Origin of the sequence: Streptomyces sp. NPDC007084, from assembly GCF_040703595.1 — a bacterium.
Classification (GTDB): Bacteria; Actinomycetota; Actinomycetes; order Streptomycetales; family Streptomycetaceae; genus Streptomyces.
The window spans coordinates 62,469-82,893 of the sequence record NZ_JBEYFY010000030.1; the positions used below are offsets into that span (position 1 = coordinate 62,469).

The window sequence follows — 20,425 nt, forward strand, 5'->3', positions numbered from 1 at the left end:
CTCAGGTGACACCACCGGCGGGCAGGCGGCAGACTGTCGGCGAAACGCCAGATCCGGGAGGGGGGTTCGTGAGTACACCGACGGTGCGCCGGCGCAGGCTCGGCGTGAAGCTCCGAGCGCTGCGCGACGCGCTCGGCCTCACTCTCGAAGAGGTCGCCGAGAAGTCCGACGGCGGAATCACGGTAGCGAAACTGTCCCGCCTGGAGACCGCCCGGAGTGCGGCCAAAGCGCCGGACATCGAGGCGCTGCTCGACGTGTACGGGGTCGATGACGGCGAGTTGCGGACGGCCCTGCTCGCCCTTACCCGCCAGGGAGCGCGGCGCGGGTGGTGGCAGTCTTACCGAGGCGTCCTGTCCCCGGCGTACGAGGACCTGATCAGTCTGGAGGCGGAAGCGACATCAGTCCGCACGTGGCAGATAGGCGTCATTCCCGGCCTGCTCCAGACGGCCGAGTACGCCCGCGAACTCATGACGTCGATCGGCATGTCGGAAGCGGTCGACGAAAAGGTCGACGCGCTGGTCGAGGTGCGCCTCGCGCGGCAGTCCGTACTCACTCGCGAGACTCCGCTGAACTTGTGGGCGATCATCGCCGAAGGCGCCTTGCGTACGACCTGCGCCGGTCCCGGCGTCATGCGCGACCAGCTCGGCCGCCTGCTCGAACGTGGCCGTCGCCCGAACGTGACGATCCAGGTTCTGCCGTCCGACTCCCCGCCCCACGTCGGGCAGATGGGGTCCTACTCGGTCCTCGGGTTCGAGGACTACGCAGACCTCGACGTCGTGCACGTCGAAAGCCTGACCGCTGCTCTGTACGTCGAGGACGGCGGACAGGTCGGCGTGTACCGGGACGCGTTCGAGCGACTTCGCGCGGCTGCGTTGTCGGTCGAGCGGTCCGCAGAACGCATCGAAAAGATAAGGGAAGAACATGGCCCACGTTGAAGACGCGTCGACTCTGGCCGTCGTGTGGTGGAAGTCGTCGGCGAGCGGTACGCAGTCCGACTGCGTCGAGTGCGGCATCGTCGACGGGCGGACGGTCGCGATCCGGGACAGCAAGTCGCCGACGGGGCCGGCGCTGCTCCTGTCGCGTGCGAGCCTGGCTGGTCTGGTGACCGGGATCCGGGCGGGCGGTTTCGCGGCGTAGGTGTAGCGGGTGGACAGGACGCCCCCGTACGGCCACAGGGTGAACGCCCGCGGCCGTACGGGGGCGTCCGGCCTTTCGTGTGAGCGGACCCGCCCGGCAGGCCTCGGTGGAGTACGGCCTCGTGTGCGCCCGCGAGTTTCACCGCCCCGGCGCCCGGCATATTAATCATGCAGGCACGCTTGATTGTTTTCAGGCTGACTGTCACCCTCTGAAAACGGTGCCTCCGGCGCGGGGGAGGGGGCGGCGTTGCTGGACGACGTGGGGACGACGGGGACTGAGCGTCTGAGGAGGAACGGTGTTCCGTAGTGAGTACGCGGATGTCCCGGCGGTCGAGGTGGCGATCCATGAGGCGGTGCTCGGGCGGGCCGCGGAGTGGGGGGAGGTGCCGGCGCTGGTCGACGGAGTCGACGGCACGACGCTCACGTACGGCCAACTCGACCTGTTCCACCGGAGGTTGGCGGCGGCGCTGGCGGAGGCGGGGCTGCGCAAGGGGGACGTGCTGGCGCTGCACAGCCCGAACACGATCGCGTTCCCCACCGTGTTCTACGGGGCCACGCGGGCCGGGGCGTCGGTGACGACGGTGCATCCGCTGGCGACGCCGGAGGAGTTCGCGAAGCAGTTGCGGGACAGTTCGGCGCGCTGGGTGGTGACGGTGTCGCCGCTGCTGGAGGTGGCCCGCCGGGCGGCCGAACTGGCGGGCGGGGTACGGGAGATCTTCGTCTGCGACCAGGCGCCCGGGGTGCGGTCGCTGGCCGGGATGCTGGGCGGGTCGGCGCCGGAGCCCGAGGTGGTCATCGACGCGGTGGCGGACGTGGCGGCGCTGCCGTACTCCTCGGGGACGACGGGCGTGCCGAAGGGGGTGATGCTCACCCACCGGTCGATCGCCACGAACCTGGCGCAGTTGTCGCCGCTGATCCCGATGGGCCCGGGGGAGCGCGTCCTCGCGGTGCTGCCGTTCTTCCACATCTACGGTCTGACCGCGCTGATGAACGCCCCGCTGCGGCAGGGCGCGACGGTCGTGGTGCTGCCGCGTTTCGAGCTGGACCAGTTCCTGCGGGCGATCCAGGAGCACCGCATCACGGCGCTGTACGTGGCGCCGCCGATCGTGCTGGCGCTCGCCAAGCATCCGGCGGTCGCCGAGTACGACCTGTCGTCGCTGCGGTACATCATCTGCTCGGCGGCTCCGCTGGACGCCGGTCTGGCGGCGGCGTGTTCGGCGCGGCTGGGGCTGCCGCCGGTGGGACAGGCGTACGGGATGACGGAGTTGTCGCCGGGGACGCATGTCGTACCCCTGGACGCGGTGGACCCGCCGGCCGGGACGGTGGGGAAGCTGATCGCGGGCACGGAGATGCGGATCGTGTCGCTGGACGATCCGGGCCGGGACCTGGGGGTGGGCGAGGCGGGGGAGATCCTCATCCGGGGCCCGCAGGTGATGAAGGGCTATCTGGGCCGGCCCGAGGCGACGGCGGCGATGATCGACGCGGACGGCTGGCTGCACACCGGCGACGTCGGGCATGTGGACGCGGACGGCTGGCTGTTCGTGGTGGACCGGGTGAAGGAACTGATCAAGTACAAGGGGTTCCAGGTCGCTCCGGCGGAGCTGGAGGCGCTGCTGCTCACCCACCCGGGGATAGCGGACGCGGCCGTGGTGGGCGCGTACAACGAGGACCACAACGAGGTCCCGCACGCCTTCGTGGTGCGCCAGGCGTCGGCCCCGGAGCTGACGGAGGGCGAGGTGATGATGTACGTCGCCGAGCGGGTGGCGCCGTACAAGCGGGTGCGGCGGGTCACCTTCCTCGACGCGGTGCCGCGAGCGGTGTCGGGCAAGATCCTGCGGCGTGAACTGCGGGGCAGAGTATGACCGGTGGGGTCCTTGACCATGAACTGCGGGGCAGAGGATGGCCGGTGTGATCCGGGACACTGAACTGCGAGGCGGGTCATGACGGTTGTGCGGGTGGCGTGCGAACGGGCCGTGGCCACGCTGACGCTGGACGCGCCGGCGAACCGGAACGCCCTGTCGGCGGTGCTGGTCGCCGAGCTGGCGCGGGCGCTGACGGAGTGCGGCGAGGACGACGGGGTGCGCGCGGTGGTGCTGACGCACACCGGGAACACCTTCTGCGCGGGCGCCGATCTGCGCGACCCGCCGCCCCCGGACGCCCTGGTGGGACTGCTGCGGCAGCTCGTCGCCCTGCCCAAGCCGGTGGTGGCACGGGTCGAGGGGCATGTGCGGGCGGGCGGCCTGGGACTGCTGGGGGCCTGCGACCTGGCGGTGGCGGGCCCGGCGGCGACCTTCGCGTTCACCGAGGTACGGATCGGGGTCGCGCCCGCCGTGATCTCCCTGCCGCTGCTGCCGCGCTGCGACCCCCGCGCGCTGGCCCGTCACTACCTGACCGGTGAGCGGTTCGACGCGGCGGAAGCGGTCCGTACGGGACTGCTGACCGCCGCCGCAGACGACGTGGACGCGGCGCTCGCACCGCTCCTCGACGGGCTGCGCCGCTCGTCCCCGCAGGGGCTCGCCGCGACGAAGGCGCTGCTCACGGCTAAGGTGCTGGAGGCCTTCGACCGGGACGCGGCGGAACTGACCGCGCTCTCGGCCCGGCTGTTCTCCTCGGGCGAGGCGCGTGAGGGGATGACGGCCTTTCTCGAACGACGGGATCCCGCATGGGTGGTGTGAGCGCGGCGGAGCACGCGGCACGGGTGCCGCACGAGCCGAAGCAGGACCGCAGCCGGGCCACCCGGCAACGGCTGCTGGCCGCCGCGGTGGCGTGTCTGGCCGAGTACGGCTGGGCGGGCTCCACCGTGTCCGTCGTCGCCGAACGGGCCGGGGTGTCGCGCGGCGCGGCCCAGCACCACTTCCCGACCCGCGAGGACCTGTTCACGGCGGCCGTCGAGTACGTCGCCGAGGAACGCTCGACCGCCCTGCGCGCCCTGTTCCCGGACGGCCCCGCCGACCGGCGGGCCGTGGTCGCCGCCCTGGTGGGCCTGTACACCGGGCCGCTGTTCCGGGCCGCCCTGCATCTGTGGGTCGCGGCCTCCGACGAGGAGCAGCTAGGCGCCCGGGTCACCGAGCTGGAGGCGCGGGTCGGCCGCGAGAGCCACCGGATCGCGGTGGAGCTGCTGGGCGCGGACGAGTCCCGCCCGGGGGTACGGGAGACGGTGCAGGGCCTGCTCGACATGGCCCGCGGCCTCGGCCTCGCCAACCTCCTCACCGACGACGGGGCGCGCCGCGAGCGGGTGGTCGCGCAGTGGGGCCTGATCGTGGACGAGGCACTGGGCTGAGGTCACCCGGGGCGCCCCGGGGCCCGGAGAAACGGGCCGGGCGACCCGGAGAAACGGGCCGGGGGCGCCGGAGAAACGGGCCGGGGGCGCCGGGCGTACGGCTCACCGGGCCCGTACGACTCAGGTGCCCGTACGACTCAGTTGCTCGGCGGCTCGGGCGCTCGGCGGCTCGGGTGCTCGGCGGATCAGACGCCCAGGTCCCCGGGACTCGGGGCTCGGGGGCTCGCGGCTCAGGGGCTCAGGGGCTCGCGGCTCAGGGGCTGAGGCGTTCGCGGCGCCAGCTTCCGTCGGGTTCGGCGACGTAACGGAGCCGGTCGTGCAGCCGGTTCTCGCGGCCCTGCCAGAACTCCACGCTCTGCGGGGCGACCCGGAAACCGCCCCAGTTCGGCGGCACCGGCACCTGCTCGCCCTCCGGGTAGCGGACGCTCAACTCCTCGTAGGCGGCGTCGAGTTCGGTACGCGAGGTGATGACCGTGGACTGGGGGCTGGCCCAGGCGCCGAGCTGGGAGCCGTGCGGCCGGGAGCGGAAGTAGGCGGCGGTCTCGTCGCGTCCGGTGCGGCGGGCGGTCCCGGTGACGATGACCTGCCGGGCGAGCGGGTGCCAGGGGAACAGCAGCGAGATGTACGGGTTCTCTGCCAGCTCGCGGGCCTTGCGGGAGCCGTAGTTGGTGTAGAAGACGAAGCCGTGGCCGTCGTACTGCTTGAGCAGGACCGTGCGGGAGCTGGGGCGGCCTTCGGCGTCGGCGGTGGAGACGACCATGGCGTTCGGTTCGTGGACGAAACCGTGCACGGCGGCCTGGGCTGCCTGCTTGAACCAGCGGCCGAACTGCTCCATCGGGTGCGGGGCGAGATCGCCCTCGTCGAGCCCCTCGGCGCGGTAGTGGGCGCGCATCGCGGCGGGGTCGGGCGCGGCGAGGTCCTCCTCGGCGGCCTCGGCGGCACGGCGGATGAGCGGTTCGGCCGCGGATTCGTCCGGGATGCGATCGTTCACGCGGCCATCCTGCCGTATGCGCGACCGCCGTTGGGGGCGGGTGTGCCCCGTCGGGGAACGGGTGTGCTTCGTCACGTGGTGGCACTGAGTGCCGCGGGCCCTCCCCAAAGTTGGCACTCGGAGATATCGTGCTGGGGCCGTTCCGGTTGGATGACCGGCCGCACGGGGCATGACCGGGGTGTCCGCTCCGGGCCGCGAGTCGGCGAGGCTCCTCGAAGAGGGTTCGAGAGTCTTTCCGGGGCGACCGCGGAACCGGCGCGCGGACCGCACGGACCGCACCGCACGGACCGCACCGCCTACGGGGCGGCACCGAACCGCCTTCCGGTCGGCACCGCACCGCCTTCCGGTCGGCACCGCACCGCCTTCCGGTCGGTACCCGCACGGCCTCCCGGCCGGCACCCGCCCGGTGGGCCGGGGCCGCGCACGACACCGCCCGCAACACCACCGCGCACGCCCACAACACCATCTGCCGAACACGTCACGAGGAGCCGCCTGATGTCCGACTTCGTACCCGGACTCGAAGGAGTCGTCGCGTTCGAGACGGAGATCGCCGAACCGGACAAGGAGGGCGGCGCACTCCGGTACCGGGGCGTCGACATCGAGGACCTGGTCGGTCACGTGTCCTTCGGGAACGTGTGGGGCCTCCTGGTCGACGGCGCCTTCAACCCGGGCCTGCCGCCCGCCGAGCCGTTCCCGATCCCCGTCCACTCCGGCGACATCCGTGTCGACGTACAGTCCGCGCTCGCCATGCTCGCCCCCGTCTGGGGCCTCAAACCGCTGCTGGACATCGACGAGCGGCAGGCCCGCGAGGACCTGGCGCGCGCCGCCGTCATGGCGCTGTCCTACGTCGCCCAGTCGGCCCGCGGGCAGGGTCTGGCGATGGTTCCGCAGAGCGAGATCGACAAGGCGCAGTCCGTCGTCGAGCGGTTCATGATCCGCTGGCGCGGCGAGCCCGACCCGAAGCACGTGGCCGCGGTCGACGCGTACTGGACGTCGGCGGCCGAACACGGCATGAACGCGTCGACGTTCACCGCGCGCGTGATCGCCTCCACCGGCGCGGACGTCGCGGCGGCGCTGTCCGGAGCGGTGGGCGCCATGTCCGGCCCGCTGCACGGCGGCGCCCCCTCCCGCGTGCTCGGCATGATCGAGGAGATCGAGCGCACCGGGGACGCCGAGGCCTACGTCCGCCAGGCCCTCGACAAGGGCGAGCGCCTGATGGGCTTCGGACACCGGGTGTACCGGGCGGAGGACCCGCGCGCCCGGGTGCTGCGCCGCACGGCCCGTGAGCTGGGCGCGCCCCGCTTCGAGGTCGCGGAGGCGCTGGAGAAGGCGGCGCTGGCCGAGCTGCACGCCCGCCGCCCCGACCGGGTCCTCGCCACGAACGTCGAGTTCTGGGCGGCGATCGTGCTGGACTTCGCGGAGGTCCCGGCGCACATGTTCACGTCGATGTTCACCTGCGCCCGTACCGCGGGCTGGTCGGCGCACATCCTGGAGCAGAAGCGCACCGGCCGTCTGGTGCGGCCCTCCGCCCGCTACGTGGGCCCCGGTTCGCGCGGCCCGCAGGAGATCGAGGGCTACGGGGACATCGCCCACTGACCCGGCCCACTGACCCGGCCCGCTGACCCGGCCCCTCTTATCCGGCCCGCTCCACCCGGGAGCGGGCCGGGGAGCCGGTGCCCCCGGGCCCCCGGGCCCCCGGGCACGGGAGGCCGGTGCCGGCGCCGGCACGGGCGGGCCGGGGCCGCCGCCGGCCGTCACGCGGGGGTCAGCAGCTCCGCGTGATGGCGGGCGGCGGCCAGCGGGTGGGCGCGCAGCTTGCCCTTGAGTTCGTTGAACCCGTACTCGGCGAAGAGCGGGTTCGACGGGTCGTCGGTGACGCCCGGCGCGGTCGCCGCGTGCGGGAAGGGCAGCGGTTCGATCCGGGCGTCGAGGCGCGGGTTGTAGAAGAACGGCACGGAGAACCGCTCGGTGGCGCCGGGCGGGCTGACCACGCGGTGGTTGGTGGCCAGCAGATAGCCGTTGGTGGCGACTTCGAGGAGTTCGCCGAGGTTGACGACGAAGGCCCCCGGCAGCGGCGGCACGTCGTGGAAGCGACCGTCCGCGCGCTGCACCTGGAGTCCGCCGACCTGGTCCTGGAGCAGCAGGGTGAGGAACCCGTAGTCCTTGTGCGCGCCGACGCCCTGGTCGGCGCCGTCCGAGGCGCTGCCGGGGTAGCGGACCAGCTTGAGGTGCGGGTGGGCGCGGTCGCCGAAGACGGGGTCGTAGAACCCGGCGGGGGCGCCGATCGCGGTCAGCAGCTCGCGCAGCAGCCGTTCGGCGACGGACCCGAGCCGGTCGATCCAGGCGAGGGCGGCCGTACGCAGCTCCGGGAGGGCGGCGGGCCACTGGTTGGGGCCCTCCAGCCACCAGTACGCGGGCTCGCCGGGGCCGGGGACGCGGGCGGGCCGCTCGGCGCCGATGTCGAGCTGGTCCCGCCAGTCGCGGCTGCCGCCGGTGCGCTCGTCGCCGGTGCGGGTGTAGCCGCGGAAGTGCGGGGAGCCGGTGTTGTCCAGGGCGAGCCGGTCGGCCTCGGGCAGCGCGAAGAACCGGTGCATGGCGTCGACCAGCGCCCGCGTCTCGGACTCGGGGACGCCGTGCCCGGTGAGCTGGAAGAAACCCACGTCGTGGGCGGCGCTGTGCAGCTGGGCGTGCAGCAGGTCCCGGGCCTGGGGGCCGCGGTCGGCGGCGGACAGGTCGATGATCGGAAGCTGCTGGTAGGCGTCGTGGGACTCAGGGGAGCCGTGGGGCTCGGAGGAGCCGTGGGACTCAGGGGAGCCGTGGGGCTCGGAGGAGGACGTGTTCGTCGTCATGGGTGCGTCCGCGGGGTGTACGGGTGCCCGGGCAACCGCCGGGGGTGGGGCGGGGGCCACGGGTGCCAGGTGGAGGAAGAGGCGCCGCGAGATACGCGTGAACGCGAGGCACACGTGAACGCGAGGTACGCGTGAGCGCGAGGCACGCGTGAGCGCGGGATACACGTGCACGCGTGGGACGCGCGACGCGTGGATGCGGTGCGTGATCGGGATGCGTGATTGCGGTGCTTGAAGCAGGGGGCTGGGGTCAGGCGGAGGGCCGACAGCCCATGCTCGTGACGCGCACGTAGTCCACGTGCCGGCGTCGGACGAGCATCGGAAGCATGGGCACAGAGTACTGCGCCCTCCCCGATCCGGGTGTGGCCCGCCTCACTTCGGTGTTCCGGAGCCTCCGGTCCGCCGCCGGGGCCCTGCCCGGGTTTCCCGCGACCGCCGACCTCGTACGCCCCTGGGAAGCAGGCAGCCTCGCACGCCCCGGGAACGCGAACGACCCGCGAACTCGGGTCCCCGTGCCTGACGGCGGGGGAGCCGGGCCGGACGTACCGGCGAGTTCGCGGGTCGGGTGACTGCGTTGGATTGGGCCGGCTGCACGTGCCACACACGTGCGGGTCCGGCGCCGAACCGAGTCCGACAACGGGCCGCTAGCCCGCAGCCACCTCGTATGTCCGGGTTTCCGTCATGAGCCGAACCACCTCCTCTCCTACGTGCCGAGAACTCTAGGAACACATCGGGACGGGCTCAAGCCATTTATTCGAAGCGGTCCGGCAGGGGGCGCCGGGTGGCTGCTGGGGCGGGCGGGGCGGGAATCCGGGGTGCAATGATTTCGTCCAATCTTCGGGGAACCCGGTGTGGGCTGGGTCACGTTCGAGTTGAATGAGGGCAGGCGGGCGAACAGTCGCGCCGTCTGCGCGGACGCAGCCTGCACAGGGGGTCCAGGTGAGTGCTTCCCGGCGAAGTGGAACCACCGACGAGCTGGGGCCCGACGAGCCCGAGCGGGACGGTTCGGACCTCCTGGCCGCGCTGCTGGACGGCATGGACGCCGCGCTGTGCGCGTTCGACGCCGACGGGGTCGTGACGCACTGGAACCGCGAGGCCGAGCGCATCCTCGGCTGGAGCGCCGCCGAGGCGGTCGGGCGGCCCGGGTTCGCGGGCTGGGCCGTGCGGACCGCGGACGCCGAGGAGGTCCAGGCCCGGCTGCTGTCCGCGATGGAGGCGCCGGGCCGGCAGGTCCACGAGTTCGCGCTGCTCACCAAGGACGGCGGCCGGGTCCTCGTACGGACCCAGTCGGCGGCCGTCCGCGGTCCCGACGGCAAGCCCGCCGGGGTGTACTGCGCGTTCAGCGAGGTGCACGCGCAGATCGACCTCGAACGCTCCATAGCCCTCAGCGAGGCCCTGTTCGAGAACGTGAGCTGGGGCGTCGTCCTGGTCGACGCCGACCTGCGCCCCGCCGTGGTCAACGCGCACGCCGCCCAGGCGCTCGGCACCGGCCGCACCGCCGTCCTCGGCCGCCCGCTCGGCGAACTGCTCTCGCAGGGGGCGGAGGAGCTGGAGAGCGCCCTCACCCACGTCCTCGCCGAAGGCGCGCCGCCGGCCCCCGCGGAGATGTGGGTGAGCGTGCGGACCCCGGAGGGCGAGATCCGGCGCTGCTGGCGCAGCGGCTTCCTGCGGCTCTCCTCGCCGCTCGCGGAGGAACCCGTGCCGCTCGGGGTCGGCTGGCTCTTCCAGGACGTGACGGAGGCCAAGCAGACCGAGCAGGAGGCGGCCCTGCTGCGCTTCCGCGCCAACCAGCTCCACCGCGCGGCACGCGCCGCCGCCGAGTGCGAGGACCCCGCCGAGGCCGCCGCTGTCCACCTCGACTTCTCCCTCGCGGGCTTCGCCGACCACGCCCTGGTCGACCGGGTGGCCGGCGGTTTCCTCAGGGACGACGACGCGCCCGTACGGCTGGTGCGCGCCCTCGCCACCCCCGCCGGGGCGCCCGGCCCCAGCCTGCCCACCGGGAAGGCCGGCCTGCCGGTGCGGTACGCGGAGGGGCATCCGGCGCTGCAGTGCGTGGACCGAGCCGGTTCGGTACGGGCCGGGGCGGGCGCCGCCGACCCCGACCAGGCCCGAGCCTGGGCCCTCGCCCGCCAGTGGCCGGCGGACACGGTCCACGCCCTGTGCGCGGTGCTGCGCAGCCGGGGCCGCACCCTCGGCGTCGTCACCTTCCTGCGCACCGCGGGCCGGGGCCGCTTCGAGCGCGCGGACGCCACCTACGCGGAGGACGTCGCCGTCCGCATCGCGACGGCCCTCGACCTGACGGATGTCGCCGGACGCCCTTGAGCGGGTGCCGGGGACGACGCCGGGCACCCGGGGGCACCCGGGTGCCCCGGCGGTGGCGGCCGGGACCGGGAGCGGGGCGGTCAGCGGGGCCGGGAGCGGGGCCCTCGGGGTTCTCGGGGGGACCGGAAGCAGGGCCGTCGGCGGGACCGGAAGCGGGGCCCTCAGGCGGCCGGAAGCGGAGCCGTCAGCGGGGCCCTCGGGGGACCGGAAGCGGGGCCGTCAGCGGCGGTAGAAGATGCGGTCGCCGTACTGCGTCATGACGCGGCTGTTCCAGTCGTGGCCGCCGTCCACGTTGCCCGAGCGCAGCAGCGGCGGCTCGATGCCGCGCTGGGCGAGGGAGCCGGCGGCGGTGGCCATGACGGCCTGGAGCAGAGCCGTGGTCACGACGGTGGACGCGGGCGCGAACGGCGCCTCGATGCGGTCCAGGGTCAGTTCAGCGTCCCCGACGGGAATCCGCGAGTCGAGGACGATGTCGCAGTGGTCCTTGAGGAAGGTGCCCGAGGTGTGCCGCGACTTCGTCTCGGTGGCGTAGGCGACGGAGGTGACGCCGATGACCCGCACCCCGAGGGCGCGGGCGTTCATCGCCATCTCGACGGGCAGCGCGTTGCGCCCGGACAGCGAGATGATCACCAGCAGGTCGCCGGAGCGCAGCGGGCTGGAGTCGAGGACGGCGCTCGCGAGGCCGTCGACCCGCTCCAGGGCGGAGCCCAGGGTGGCGGGCATGACGTCGACGCCGACGACCCCGGGCACGGTCAGCAGGTTCATCAGGGCGAGCCCGCCGGCCCGGTAGACGACGTCCTGCGCGGCGAGCGAGGAGTGCCCGGCGCCGAACGCGAAGAGCCGGCCGCCGTCCGCGACGGTGTCGGCGACGAGTTCCCCGGCCGCCTCGATCTCCGCCGCGCCCTCGTCGCGCACCCGCCGCAGCAGGCCGATCGCGGCGTCGAAGAACTGCCCGGCCAGCGTGCTGTCGCTCATCGGCGCAACCCCTTGGAAGTCCGTCGTCTCGCGGATGGAAGTCCGTCGTGTCGCGGATCACGTTGCGGTCTGGACCAGTGCCCTGTCAATACGGCCTCGGGGGGCGGCGAACGGCCCTCGCGGGGCACCCGGCACGGAGCGGTTGCGACGGCGCGGCACGCTTGTCAGTGCGATGCGTCAGAATTGAGTTCAGGGCCAGCGCACACGCCGGTGGATGCCGAGTCTCCGGCAGAGCTAATCAAGGGGCACGAATGTCCGGACTGATCGACACCACGGAGATGTATCTCCGCACCATCCTCGAGCTGGAGGAGGAAGGTGTGGTCCCCATGCGCGCCCGCATCGCGGAGCGGCTCGACCAGAGCGGCCCGACGGTGAGCCAGACGGTGGCGCGGATGGAGCGTGACGGCCTGGTGGCGGTCGCCAGCGACCGGCACCTGGAGCTGACCGACGAGGGCCGCCGGCTGGCCACCCGCGTCATGCGCAAGCACCGCCTCGCCGAATGTCTCCTGGTCGACGTGATCGGTCTGGAGTGGGAGCAGGTCCACGCCGAGGCCTGCCGCTGGGAGCACGTGATGAGCGAGGCGGTGGAGCGCCGTGTCCTGGAGCTGCTGCGCCACCCGACCGAGTCGCCGTACGGGAACCCGATCCCGGGCCTGGAGGAGCTGGGCGAGGCGGACGGCGCGGACCCGTTCCTGGACGCCGGCATGGTCTCGCTGGCCGAGCTGGACCCGGGCCTGGACGGCAAGACGGTCGTGGTCCGCCGCATCGGCGAGCCGATCCAGACGGACGCCCAGCTCATGTACACGCTGCGGCGGGCGGGCGTGCAGCCCGGTTCCGTGGTCAGCGTGACCGAGTCGCCGGGCGGCGTCCTGGTGGGCAGCGGCGGCGAGGCGGCGGAGCTGGAGGCCGAGGTCGCCTCCCACGTCTTCGTCGCCAAGCGCTGACACCGGCGCCCCGCACCCGGACACCGGGGTCGCACACCCGGACACCGGCGCCGCGCACCCGGACACCGGCGCCGCGTACCCGGACACCGGCGTCGGCCCCCGCCGCGCCGTCGCCTCGTCGCGCACCCGTCGCGCCGCGCCTCCATCCAGCCCGTCAACTGCTGGGGCGGCAGAGGCAGTTGTGACGCACGTGCACGCTGGCTGAAACCAAGATTCAGTGTGCGGAATCGCAGCGCCGGGACCGTTTGCGTGCGAGGCTGTCGCGTGAGGCATATGACCTGAGGGCTCTTGACCGTGTCCGAGAGCGATGGTGTGCGGTCGGGGAGGGGGCGCGAGGATGTGCCGCAGACGTGGAGAGGGCCCCGGCGCCAGACGGCGCCGGGGCCTGTCCTCCCCCGTACTGACCCGGAGCCCCGAGCTCCCAGGGTCATTCCCTCCGGACCGGTTTCCCCGAGCGGTCCGTCCCCCGCTGAAGATCTCCCCACGGGGGCGGCGGGCAATCCCCCGGGGTGGTCACTCGAACGAGGGGTGTTGTGGCCGGAAAGACCATTTTCGAAATCCCATTCGATAACGTGAGGGTGTGACAGGGGGACCGGGCGGACCGCGAGGGGCCCGGGGGCACACCGGGACACCGGGCGGGCACACCAGCAGGAGCAGCGGCAGGAAGCGGTACGAGTGGACCGGCCGGATCGAGCGGGAGCGGGCGGGTCCGAGCGAGCTAGGGGGGTGCCATTACCGATGGTGCGGCGCATCGACGTGACGGGAGCGGGCGGCCTACGCCTCGCCGCCTGGGAGTTCGCCGATCCTCCCAAGGCCGACCAGCCACGAGCCTCCGAGGCGCCCGGCGTGCTGTTACTGCACGGCCTGATGGGCCGCGCCTCGCACTGGGCGCCCACCGCCCGCTGGCTCTCCGAGCGGCATCGCGCCGTCGCCCTCGACCAGCGCGGACACGGCCAGAGCGACAAGGCCCCGGAGGCCGGGTACACCCGTGAGGCCTACGTCGAGGACGCCGAGGCCGCCCTCGAACAGCTCGGCCTCGGACCCGCCGTCGTCATCGGCCACGCGATGGGCGCCCTGACCGGCTGGCAGCTCGCCGCCAAGCGGCCCGACCTGGTCCGCGCCCTGATCATCTGCGACATGCGGGCCTCGGCACTGGGTGCCGCCTCCCAGCGCGAGTGGGAGGACTGGTTCAAGGCCTGGCCCACCCCCTTCGCCACCCTCGCCGACGTGCGGAAGTGGTTCGGCGAGGACGACCCGTGGGTGGAGCGCCGCACCCCCTCCCGGGGCGAGTTCTACGCCGAGGTGATGCACGAGTCGCCCGACGGCTGGCGCCCCGTCTTCGACCCCCGGGAGATGCTCACCTCCCGCCAGACCTGGGTGTACGACGCGCACTGGGAGGAGCTGGCCCAGGTCCAGTGCCCCACGCTGGTGGTGCGCGGACTCGACGGCGAGCTGGGCCGGGCCGAGGCGCAGGAGATGGTCCGCGTCCTGCCCCGCGGCCAGTACGCGGAGGTCGCCGACGCCGGCCACCTCGTGCACTACGACCAGCCCGAGGCCTGGCGCGCCGCGATCGAGCCGTTCCTCGACGCCGTCCTCACCGGCCAGGACCGCCGCCCCTGACCCCTGCCGCCCACCGTCCGCGGCCCACGCGCCCGCCCTGACGCCTGACGCCTGACGCCCAGCGTGCCCGGCCCGCCGACGGTCGCCGCGGCCGGTCGCCGCGGCCGGTCGCCCCCGCTAGCCCTTGCTGACCGCCGCCAGGATCTCCGGCAGCCGGCGGGCCGTGCGGGGGGCCGCCAGGCGCAGGCCCAGCAGGGTGATCAGCGTGCCGTAGCCGGCTCCCAGGGGTAGCAGCAGCCAGGTCCAGCGGTCGCCGTCGGCGCTCACGTTCAGCCAGATCGTGAGGGCGATGACGGGGGCGGAGAGCAGGGCCGCGGAGACCATGCCGCCGAAGATCGCGATCCAGGCGAGACCGGCCTGCCCGGGAGCCACGTTCTTGTAGCCCTCCTGCGGGATGGAGTACGGGAACCGGGCCGAGGACCAGGCCCCCGTCGCCAGCATCGCGCCGAGCAGCGCGAACGACAGGCCGAGCACCTCGGGCAGTTGCCGCCAGGCGCCGAGCAGCGCGGTGGTCAGGACGGTCACCAGTGTCGCGTACGGGAGGGTGATCAGCAGCAGGGCGAGGGCGCGTCCGCGCAGTTCGACGTAGGCGTCCCGGGTCGAGGAGACCGTCATCGCGACGATCCAGAACGCGGACGTGTCCTGGCCGAACTGGTTGTACATCTGGATGCCGAGCATGCCCGCCGCGAAGCACGCGAAGTAGGCCGAGCCGGTGCCCTGGAGGGCGTTGAACACCGGCACGATCAGCCCGATGGCCAGCGAGGTCACCCAGGCCGCCTTCGTCTTCGGGTCGCGCCACACATAGCGCAGGCTGCGTTCCATGACCGTGCCGGTGCGTCCGGCGGGCAGCAGCCGCGCGAGCCCCGGGGAGGTCCGCTCCCGCGCGGCGGGCTCCGCGGCCTGGAGGGTGGAGCCGTCCGGTGACGTCATGAGCCGGGTCAGATGCCGGGACCACAGGGCCAGCAGCCCCGCGAGGGCGGCCCCGCTCAGCGCGAGCTGAACGGCCGCGGTGGCGTACGAGCCGTCGCTCACCGAGCCGACCGCGCCGACCGCCGAGGCGGGCGGCACCCAGCGCAGTACGTCCCCCGCCGGGTCGAGGGCCGCCAGGCCGCCCGAGGAACCGAGCCGCTGGAGACCGAAGTTGACCACCTGCGCGCCCACCGCGATGACCAGGCCGCTGAGCACCGCCAGGTCGCGGCCCTTGCGGCTGGACAGCAGCCGGATGTTGGCCGCCGCCACCGCCCGCGCGAGCGCCACGCACACCAGCAGGGCGAGCGGCACCGCGAGGACCGCCGTCACCCAGGCCGCGGCGCCGTGCGCGACCGAGATCACCGAACCGGTCAGCAGGCACAGCGTGAACAGCGGGCCGATCCCGACCAGCGAGGCCGCCAGCAGCGCGCGGACCAGCGGCTCGGGGCGCAGGGGCAGCATCACCAGGCGGGTCGGGTCGAGGGTCTCGTCGCCGCTGGGGAAGAACAGCGGCATCACCGCCCAGCCGAGGGCGAGGACGGCGGTGAGCAGCAGGGCGACGGAGGCGGCGTGGGCGTCGCCGCGCAGCGCGATCAGGCCGAGGAGCTGGAGCGCGGCGAAGAGCAGGGCGACGACGACGGAGGCGATGTAGGCGGCGCGGCGTCCGCCTGACTGGCGCAGGCCGTTGCGCAGCAGGGACAGTTTGAGACGGATGACGACCGGGGTGAGCGACGTGGCGGAGACGCCGGGGGCGGTGGTCATCGGGTGGCCCCGCCGCCGAGCCAGTCCAGGTCGGCCGCGGTGTCCCGGCCCTGGGCGCCGACGAGTTCGAGGAAGGCCTGCTGGAGGGAGGGCGCCGCGCCGCGCACCCGCGCGAGGGGCCCGTGCGCGCGGATGCGTCCGGCGGCCATCACGGCGACCCAGTCGCACAGCGACTCGACCAGTTCCATGACGTGGGAGGAGAAGACGACGGTCGCGCCGGAGGCGGTGTACCGCTCCAGGACGCCGCGGATGATCTGCGCGGAGACCGGGTCCACGCCCTCGAACGGCTCGTCCAGGAACAGGACTTCGGGGTTGTGCAGGAGGGCGCAGGCGAGGCCGATCTTCTTGCGCATGCCGGTCGAGTAGTCGACGACCAGCTTGTGCTGGGCGCCCGCCAGGTCGAGGACGTCGAGGAGCTGGCCCGCGCGTTTGTCGACCTCGGCGCCGGGCAGGCCCCGCAACCGGCCGGTGTACGCGAGGAGTTCGCGTCCGGAGAGCCGCTCGAAGAGCCGCAGCCCCTCCGGGAGCACGCCGATCCGGGCCTTGACCGCCACCGGGTCGCGCCACACGTCGTGGCCGACGATCTCGACGGTGCCCTGATCGGGCCGCAGCAGTCCGGTCACCATCGACAGGGTGGTGGTCTTGCCCGCCCCGTTGGGCCCGACGAGCCCGACGAACTGCCCGGCGGGCAGGTCCAGATCGATCCCGGCGACGGCGATCTGCTCCCCGAACCGCTTCCAGAGCCCCCGCACCCGCACGGCGGGCACCCCGACGTCCTGCACACCCTCGCTCATACCCGCACCCTAGGGCCTGCCGTGGATCAGTCCCAGGCCCGGCGTCACCGGCTCCGCCGGGGCGCGCGGCGCTACCGGTCCCGGCCGCAGGCGTAGGCCAGCGGGGAGATCAGTTCCTCCGCGTCCGGGAGCCAGCGGTTGGCCGGGGTGGGGCGGCGGGCCCACTGGACGGCGCCCCGGGAGCCGAAGCGGGTGGGCGGTGCCGCCACGTACGCGCCCTCGCCGAGGGCGACCAGGTCGAGGGAGGCGGGCGGCCAGCCCAGCCTGCGGACGAGGTCGGGGACCTTCGCGGTGGCGCCGGGCAGGACGAAGAAGTGCATCCGCCGGTCGGGGGTGCAGGTCACCGGGCCGAGGGTGAGTTCCATCCGCTCCATCCGGGCGAGCGCCAGGAACCCGGCCGACTCGGGCACGTCGATCGCGTCGAACGTACGCCCGGTGGGCAGCAGGATCGACGCCGCCGGCTGCTTCGCCCACAGCCGCCGCGCCACCGTGGCGCTGCCCGTCGCCTGCGTCGCCCAGTCGTCCCGTGCCGGATGCGCCCCCGGCACGGCGCAGTCCGGCTCCCCGCAGGAGCAGCGCTGCACCCCGTCGACTGCTTCCAGCCACGTGCCGGGGAACACGTCCCAGTGACGCTCCTCGGCATAGCGCACGGCGGTTTCCTGCAGCGACTCGCCGCGCTGCTGGGGGATCTGTGCGGTCTCGGTGCCTGCGATGGTCTCTTCCACGTGGAACACAACTCCCCGGTCCACCTCGGGTTACGGGGGACACGCGCGCGGGGGAGGGGCATCGATTCCCGGCGCGGGGCGCATGGATGCACGTGCGGGGGCGCGCGGGAGGAACGCCAGCCGGGAGTGGGTAACCAGGGGTGGGGTCGGGGAACCGCCCTTACCCCGGCAATCCTCACATGCCTCGCATTGTCGCCGTCTTCGCGGGGCATTGATCTTCCTGGCCGACTTCTTTCGGTGGGTGGGCCGGCGAAGACACGTCAACTCGGTGCGTGGGCAGGCACCGCAGCCACAGGGGGTACGCCATGGCCGCAAGGCCGCTCATCGCCAGGCAGCCGAACGAACGGCTCCAGGCGCTCATCCAGGAGGCCGGCTGCTCGAACGCCGGGCTGGCCCGCCGCGTCAACATGTGCGGCGCGGAACACGGACTTGACCTGCGGTACGACAAGACGTCGGTGGCGCGCTGGCTGCGCGGCCAGCAGCCGCGCGGGCGGGCTCCGGCGGTCATCGCCGAGGCCCTCGGCCGCAAGCTGGGCCGGACGGTCACGATCGACGAGATCGGCATGGCCAACGGCAAGAACCTGGCGTCCGGGGTCGGCCTCCAGTTCTCGCCGACCGTGCTGGGGGCCATCGAGCAGGTCTGTGAGCTGTGGCGCAGCGACGTCGGGCGGCGCGACTTCCTGTCCGGGTCCTCCGTCGCCGCCTCCGCGCTCGTCGAGCCGAGCCGCGACTGGCTGATCTCCGGCCCCGACGCCCAGGTCGCCCGGTCGGCGGGCCCGCGCGTCGGCCACTCCGACGTGGCGGCGATCCGCGCGATGACCGAGGCGCTCACCGAACTCGACCACCGCTACGGCAGCGGGCATGTGCGCCCGGTCGTCGTGCACTACCTGAACAGCGTCGTCTCCGGCCTGCTCGCCGGCTCCTACCGGGAGGCCGTCGGACGCGAACTGTTCGCCGCCGTCTCCCGGTTGACGGAACTCGCCGGCTACATGGCGGTCGACACCGGCCAACCGGGCCTCGCCCAGCGGTACTACATCCAGGCGCTCAGACTCGCCCAGGCGGCCGGCGACCGCGGTTACGGCGGCTATGTGCTGGCCGCGTCGATGAGTCACCTGGCCGCCCAGCTCGGCAACCCGCGCGAGATCGCCCAGTTGGCGCGCGCGGCCCAGGAGGGCGCGCGCGGGCGGGTGACGCCGCGCGCCGAGGCGATGTTCCTCGCGGCGGAGGCGCGCGGGCACGCGCTGATGGGCGACGCGCGGGCCGCGCAGGCGGCGTCGGGCCGGGCCGTCACCGCGCTGGAGGGCGCCGACGCGGCCTCCGGGGACGACCCGGTGTGGATCGCCCACTTCGACGAGGCCTATCTCGCCGACGAGTTGGCCCACTGTCACCGCGACCTCGGGCAGGCGGAGGCCGCCGCGCGGTGCGCCGAGCAGTCCCTCGCCGGGCACCCCGAGTCGCGGGCCCGGCGCCGCGCCATCGGCTACGTCCTGCTGGCCACGGCACAGGTCCAGCAGCGCGAGATCGAACAGGCCTGCGCCACCGGCCTGCGGGCGGTCGAACTCCTCGGCACACTCCGCTCCAACCGGGGCGCCGAGTACCTGGAGGACCTCCAGCAGCGGCTTGAGCCGTTCCGGGACGAGGCGGTGGTCCGGGATTTCGGGGCACGCATGGAACTCCAGTCGGCGGCCTGAACGGGCCGGTGGGACAGGCGGGTTGGGCCGGGCGGACCCGAGGAGCAGGTCCGTGCGCGGCACGGGCGGGGGCGCACGGGGTGTGCGCCCCCGCCCGGGTGCGTGAACTTTCCGTCCGTGTCCGCGTGAACACCGGGCGAACGCGGGTGTGATGAGGGAAGGGAGTGAGATACAGCGCATTCGGGGGCGGTTTCGTTACCCGTGTCACAGGGTGCCCGGGTCGCGTCCCGTGCTGCGTGGCACCGGCCTGTGGGAACCCGGTAGCGTGAGCCGACGATTCCGAAGGTCCCCCATTCGTAGGAGTCCCGGTGACGCAGAGTGGACAGGGCGAGGAGCCCTCGGCGCGGCCCGCGCGCGAAGGCATCGTGCTGCCCTCGGACGGCGGCGAACCGCTGCTGCCGGGCACCACGGGTGAGCGTGCGGCCCCGGCGGGCGGCCAGGCCTGGGGCAGCCCGTGGGGCCCCGACCAGCAGGACGCCGCCCCGCGCTCCGGCGACGGCTGGGCCGCGCAGGCCGACGCCGGCCAGGGCTGGAGCGGCCCCGGACAGCAGGGCTGGCAGCAGCAGCCGTCCGGCGCGGGCCCGCTGCCCCCCGAGAGCACCCGGCCCGCGTACGGCGGACAGGGCGCCCACGACTACGGCCAGGGCACCCCCGGCGCGCACAGCGCCCCCGGTACGCACGGCGCTCCCGGCACGCATGGCACGCACGGCGCTCCCGGCACGCATGGCACGCACGGCGCTCCCGGCACGCACGCGGCCGGCGGCTACGACGCGTACGACGGCTACGGGGCCGCCGAGCAGCGGCAGGGCTCGCACGCCCGGCACGGCCTGCCCGACGCCGGACCCGCACCGCTGCCGCCCGCCGGCCCGGCGCCGGACGAGGGCGCCACCCAGTACATCCCCTACATACCGGCGGGGCCGGGCGGTGACGAGGGGGCGACGCAGTTCATACCGCCCGTCGCCGCCGCCCCCGACGAGGGCGCCACGCAGTACCTCCCGCCCGTCGGACCGGGCGCGCTGCCGCCCGAGGCCCAGGGCGCCGGCCAGGCGCACTACCCCGGCCACACCCCGCAGGACGCCCCCGGACCGCTGCCGTCGGCGGGCGGTCCCGACAGCGCCCCCACCCAGTTCATGGCCCCCGTGCCCGCCCAGCCCGCCGCGTCCTACGAGACCGGCCCCGGCGCGCCGGAGGAACGGCAGCCCCCGGCCGAGTTCGACAACCTCTTCCGCACCGAGCCGGAAGCGCCCGCCTCGACCCAGCAGTTCGCGCGCTACGACTCCGCCGCACCGGCCCCGCACGACCCGCACGACCCGTACGGCGCGCAGCCGGCACCGGGCGCGCCCGGCGCGTACGCCCCCGCCGGCCGGGCC

At 73.9% G+C, this 20,425-nt stretch carries 16 protein-coding genes and 1 pseudogene; 11 read left to right on the top strand and 6 right to left on the bottom strand.

Going from position 1 to position 20,425, the window contains the following annotated elements; all coding sequences use genetic code 11:
• Positions 1-68 precede the first annotated feature (68 nt).
• The 5 genes from AB0912_RS23170 to AB0912_RS23190 all read left to right on the top strand — a co-directional run bounded on the left by AB0912_RS23170 (position 69) and on the right by AB0912_RS23190 (position 4,416).
• A complete protein-coding gene (locus tag AB0912_RS23170) occupies positions 69-935 on the top strand; it encodes a helix-turn-helix transcriptional regulator (protein WP_366702700.1) in 867 nt (288 codons plus the stop codon).
• The gene (locus AB0912_RS23175) at positions 922-1,137 is read left to right on the top strand and encodes a DUF397 domain-containing protein (RefSeq protein WP_366702702.1); all 216 of its coding nucleotides are present in this window, start codon (positions 922-924) and stop codon (positions 1,135-1,137) included. The genes AB0912_RS23170 and AB0912_RS23175 overlap by 14 nt, the downstream gene beginning before the upstream one ends.
• A gap of 295 nt (positions 1,138-1,432) precedes the next feature.
• Positions 1,433-2,998: a 4-coumarate--CoA ligase family protein gene (locus AB0912_RS23180; protein ID WP_366702704.1), complete on the top strand. Its 1,566-nt coding sequence runs from the start codon at positions 1,433-1,435 to the stop codon at positions 2,996-2,998.
• Positions 2,999-3,076: 78 nt separating this feature from the next.
• A complete protein-coding gene (locus AB0912_RS23185; protein ID WP_366702706.1) occupies positions 3,077-3,811 on the top strand; it encodes an enoyl-CoA hydratase family protein in 735 nt (244 codons plus the stop codon).
• Positions 3,799-4,416, top strand: coding sequence for a TetR/AcrR family transcriptional regulator (locus AB0912_RS23190; protein WP_366702708.1), 618 nt, complete (start codon positions 3,799-3,801; stop codon positions 4,414-4,416). The genes AB0912_RS23185 and AB0912_RS23190 overlap by 13 nt, the downstream gene beginning before the upstream one ends.
• A 253-nt stretch (positions 4,417-4,669) precedes the next feature.
• On the opposite strand, the gene pdxH is transcribed toward AB0912_RS23190, so the two are convergent.
• On the bottom strand, positions 4,670-5,308 hold the full coding sequence (pdxH, locus tag AB0912_RS23195) for a pyridoxamine 5'-phosphate oxidase (protein ID WP_366702736.1): 639 nt from the start codon (positions 5,306-5,308) through the stop codon (positions 4,670-4,672).
• 594 nt (positions 5,309-5,902) lie between these two features.
• On the opposite strand from pdxH, the gene AB0912_RS23200 reads away from it, so the two are divergent.
• Positions 5,903-7,003 carry a citrate synthase 2 gene (locus AB0912_RS23200; protein WP_366702710.1) on the top strand — a complete coding sequence of 367 codons (1,101 nt, stop codon included), beginning with the start codon at positions 5,903-5,905 and terminating at the stop codon, positions 7,001-7,003.
• 158 nt (positions 7,004-7,161) lie between these two features.
• Here AB0912_RS23200 and AB0912_RS23205 read toward each other — a convergent pair whose 3' ends face one another.
• Complete coding sequence (locus AB0912_RS23205) at positions 7,162-8,256, bottom strand: 2-oxoglutarate and iron-dependent oxygenase domain-containing protein (protein ID WP_366702712.1); 1,095 nt, start codon at positions 8,254-8,256, stop codon at positions 7,162-7,164.
• Positions 8,257-9,192: 936 nt separating this feature from the next.
• Here AB0912_RS23205 and AB0912_RS23210 point away from each other — a divergent pair.
• Positions 9,193-10,575 (top strand): PAS domain-containing protein, encoded by a 1,383-nt coding sequence (locus tag AB0912_RS23210; RefSeq protein ID WP_366702714.1) that lies wholly within the window; start codon positions 9,193-9,195, stop codon positions 10,573-10,575.
• A gap of 219 nt (positions 10,576-10,794) precedes the next feature.
• Here AB0912_RS23210 and AB0912_RS23215 read toward each other — a convergent pair whose 3' ends face one another.
• Positions 10,795-11,550, bottom strand: a complete 756-nt coding sequence (locus tag AB0912_RS23215) for an SIS domain-containing protein (protein WP_366702716.1) — start codon at positions 11,548-11,550, stop codon at positions 10,795-10,797.
• A gap of 251 nt (positions 11,551-11,801) precedes the next feature.
• On the opposite strand from AB0912_RS23215, the gene AB0912_RS23220 reads away from it, so the two are divergent.
• Both AB0912_RS23220 and AB0912_RS23225 read left to right on the top strand, forming a co-directional pair.
• A complete protein-coding gene (locus tag AB0912_RS23220) occupies positions 11,802-12,494 on the top strand; it encodes a metal-dependent transcriptional regulator (RefSeq protein ID WP_366702718.1) in 693 nt (230 codons plus the stop codon).
• 738 nt (positions 12,495-13,232) lie between these two features.
• The gene (locus AB0912_RS23225) at positions 13,233-14,114 is read left to right on the top strand and encodes an alpha/beta hydrolase (protein WP_366702720.1); all 882 of its coding nucleotides are present in this window, start codon (positions 13,233-13,235) and stop codon (positions 14,112-14,114) included.
• Positions 14,115-14,231: 117 nt separating this feature from the next.
• On the opposite strand, the gene AB0912_RS23230 is transcribed toward AB0912_RS23225, so the two are convergent.
• The 3 genes from AB0912_RS23230 to AB0912_RS23240 form a co-directional block, all read right to left on the bottom strand.
• A complete protein-coding gene (locus AB0912_RS23230; RefSeq protein ID WP_366702722.1) occupies positions 14,232-15,845 on the bottom strand; it encodes a transporter in 1,614 nt (537 codons plus the stop codon).
• Complete coding sequence (locus AB0912_RS23235) at positions 15,842-16,639, bottom strand: ABC transporter ATP-binding protein (RefSeq protein ID WP_366702724.1); 798 nt, start codon at positions 16,637-16,639, stop codon at positions 15,842-15,844. The genes AB0912_RS23230 and AB0912_RS23235 overlap by 4 nt, the downstream gene beginning before the upstream one ends.
• A gap of 71 nt (positions 16,640-16,710) precedes the next feature.
• A complete protein-coding gene (locus AB0912_RS23240) occupies positions 16,711-17,373 on the bottom strand; it encodes a bifunctional DNA primase/polymerase (protein WP_366702726.1) in 663 nt (220 codons plus the stop codon).
• A gap of 296 nt (positions 17,374-17,669) precedes the next feature.
• Here AB0912_RS23240 and AB0912_RS23245 point away from each other — a divergent pair, with 296 nt between their 5' ends.
• Together AB0912_RS23245 and AB0912_RS23250 are read left to right on the top strand one after the other, a co-directional pair.
• Positions 17,670-19,055 carry a transcriptional regulator gene (locus AB0912_RS23245; RefSeq protein ID WP_366702728.1) on the top strand — a complete coding sequence of 462 codons (1,386 nt, stop codon included), beginning with the start codon at positions 17,670-17,672 and terminating at the stop codon, positions 19,053-19,055.
• A gap of 308 nt (positions 19,056-19,363) precedes the next feature.
• A pseudogene (locus tag AB0912_RS23250) lies at positions 19,364-20,425 on the top strand (hypothetical protein); the annotation flags it as partial.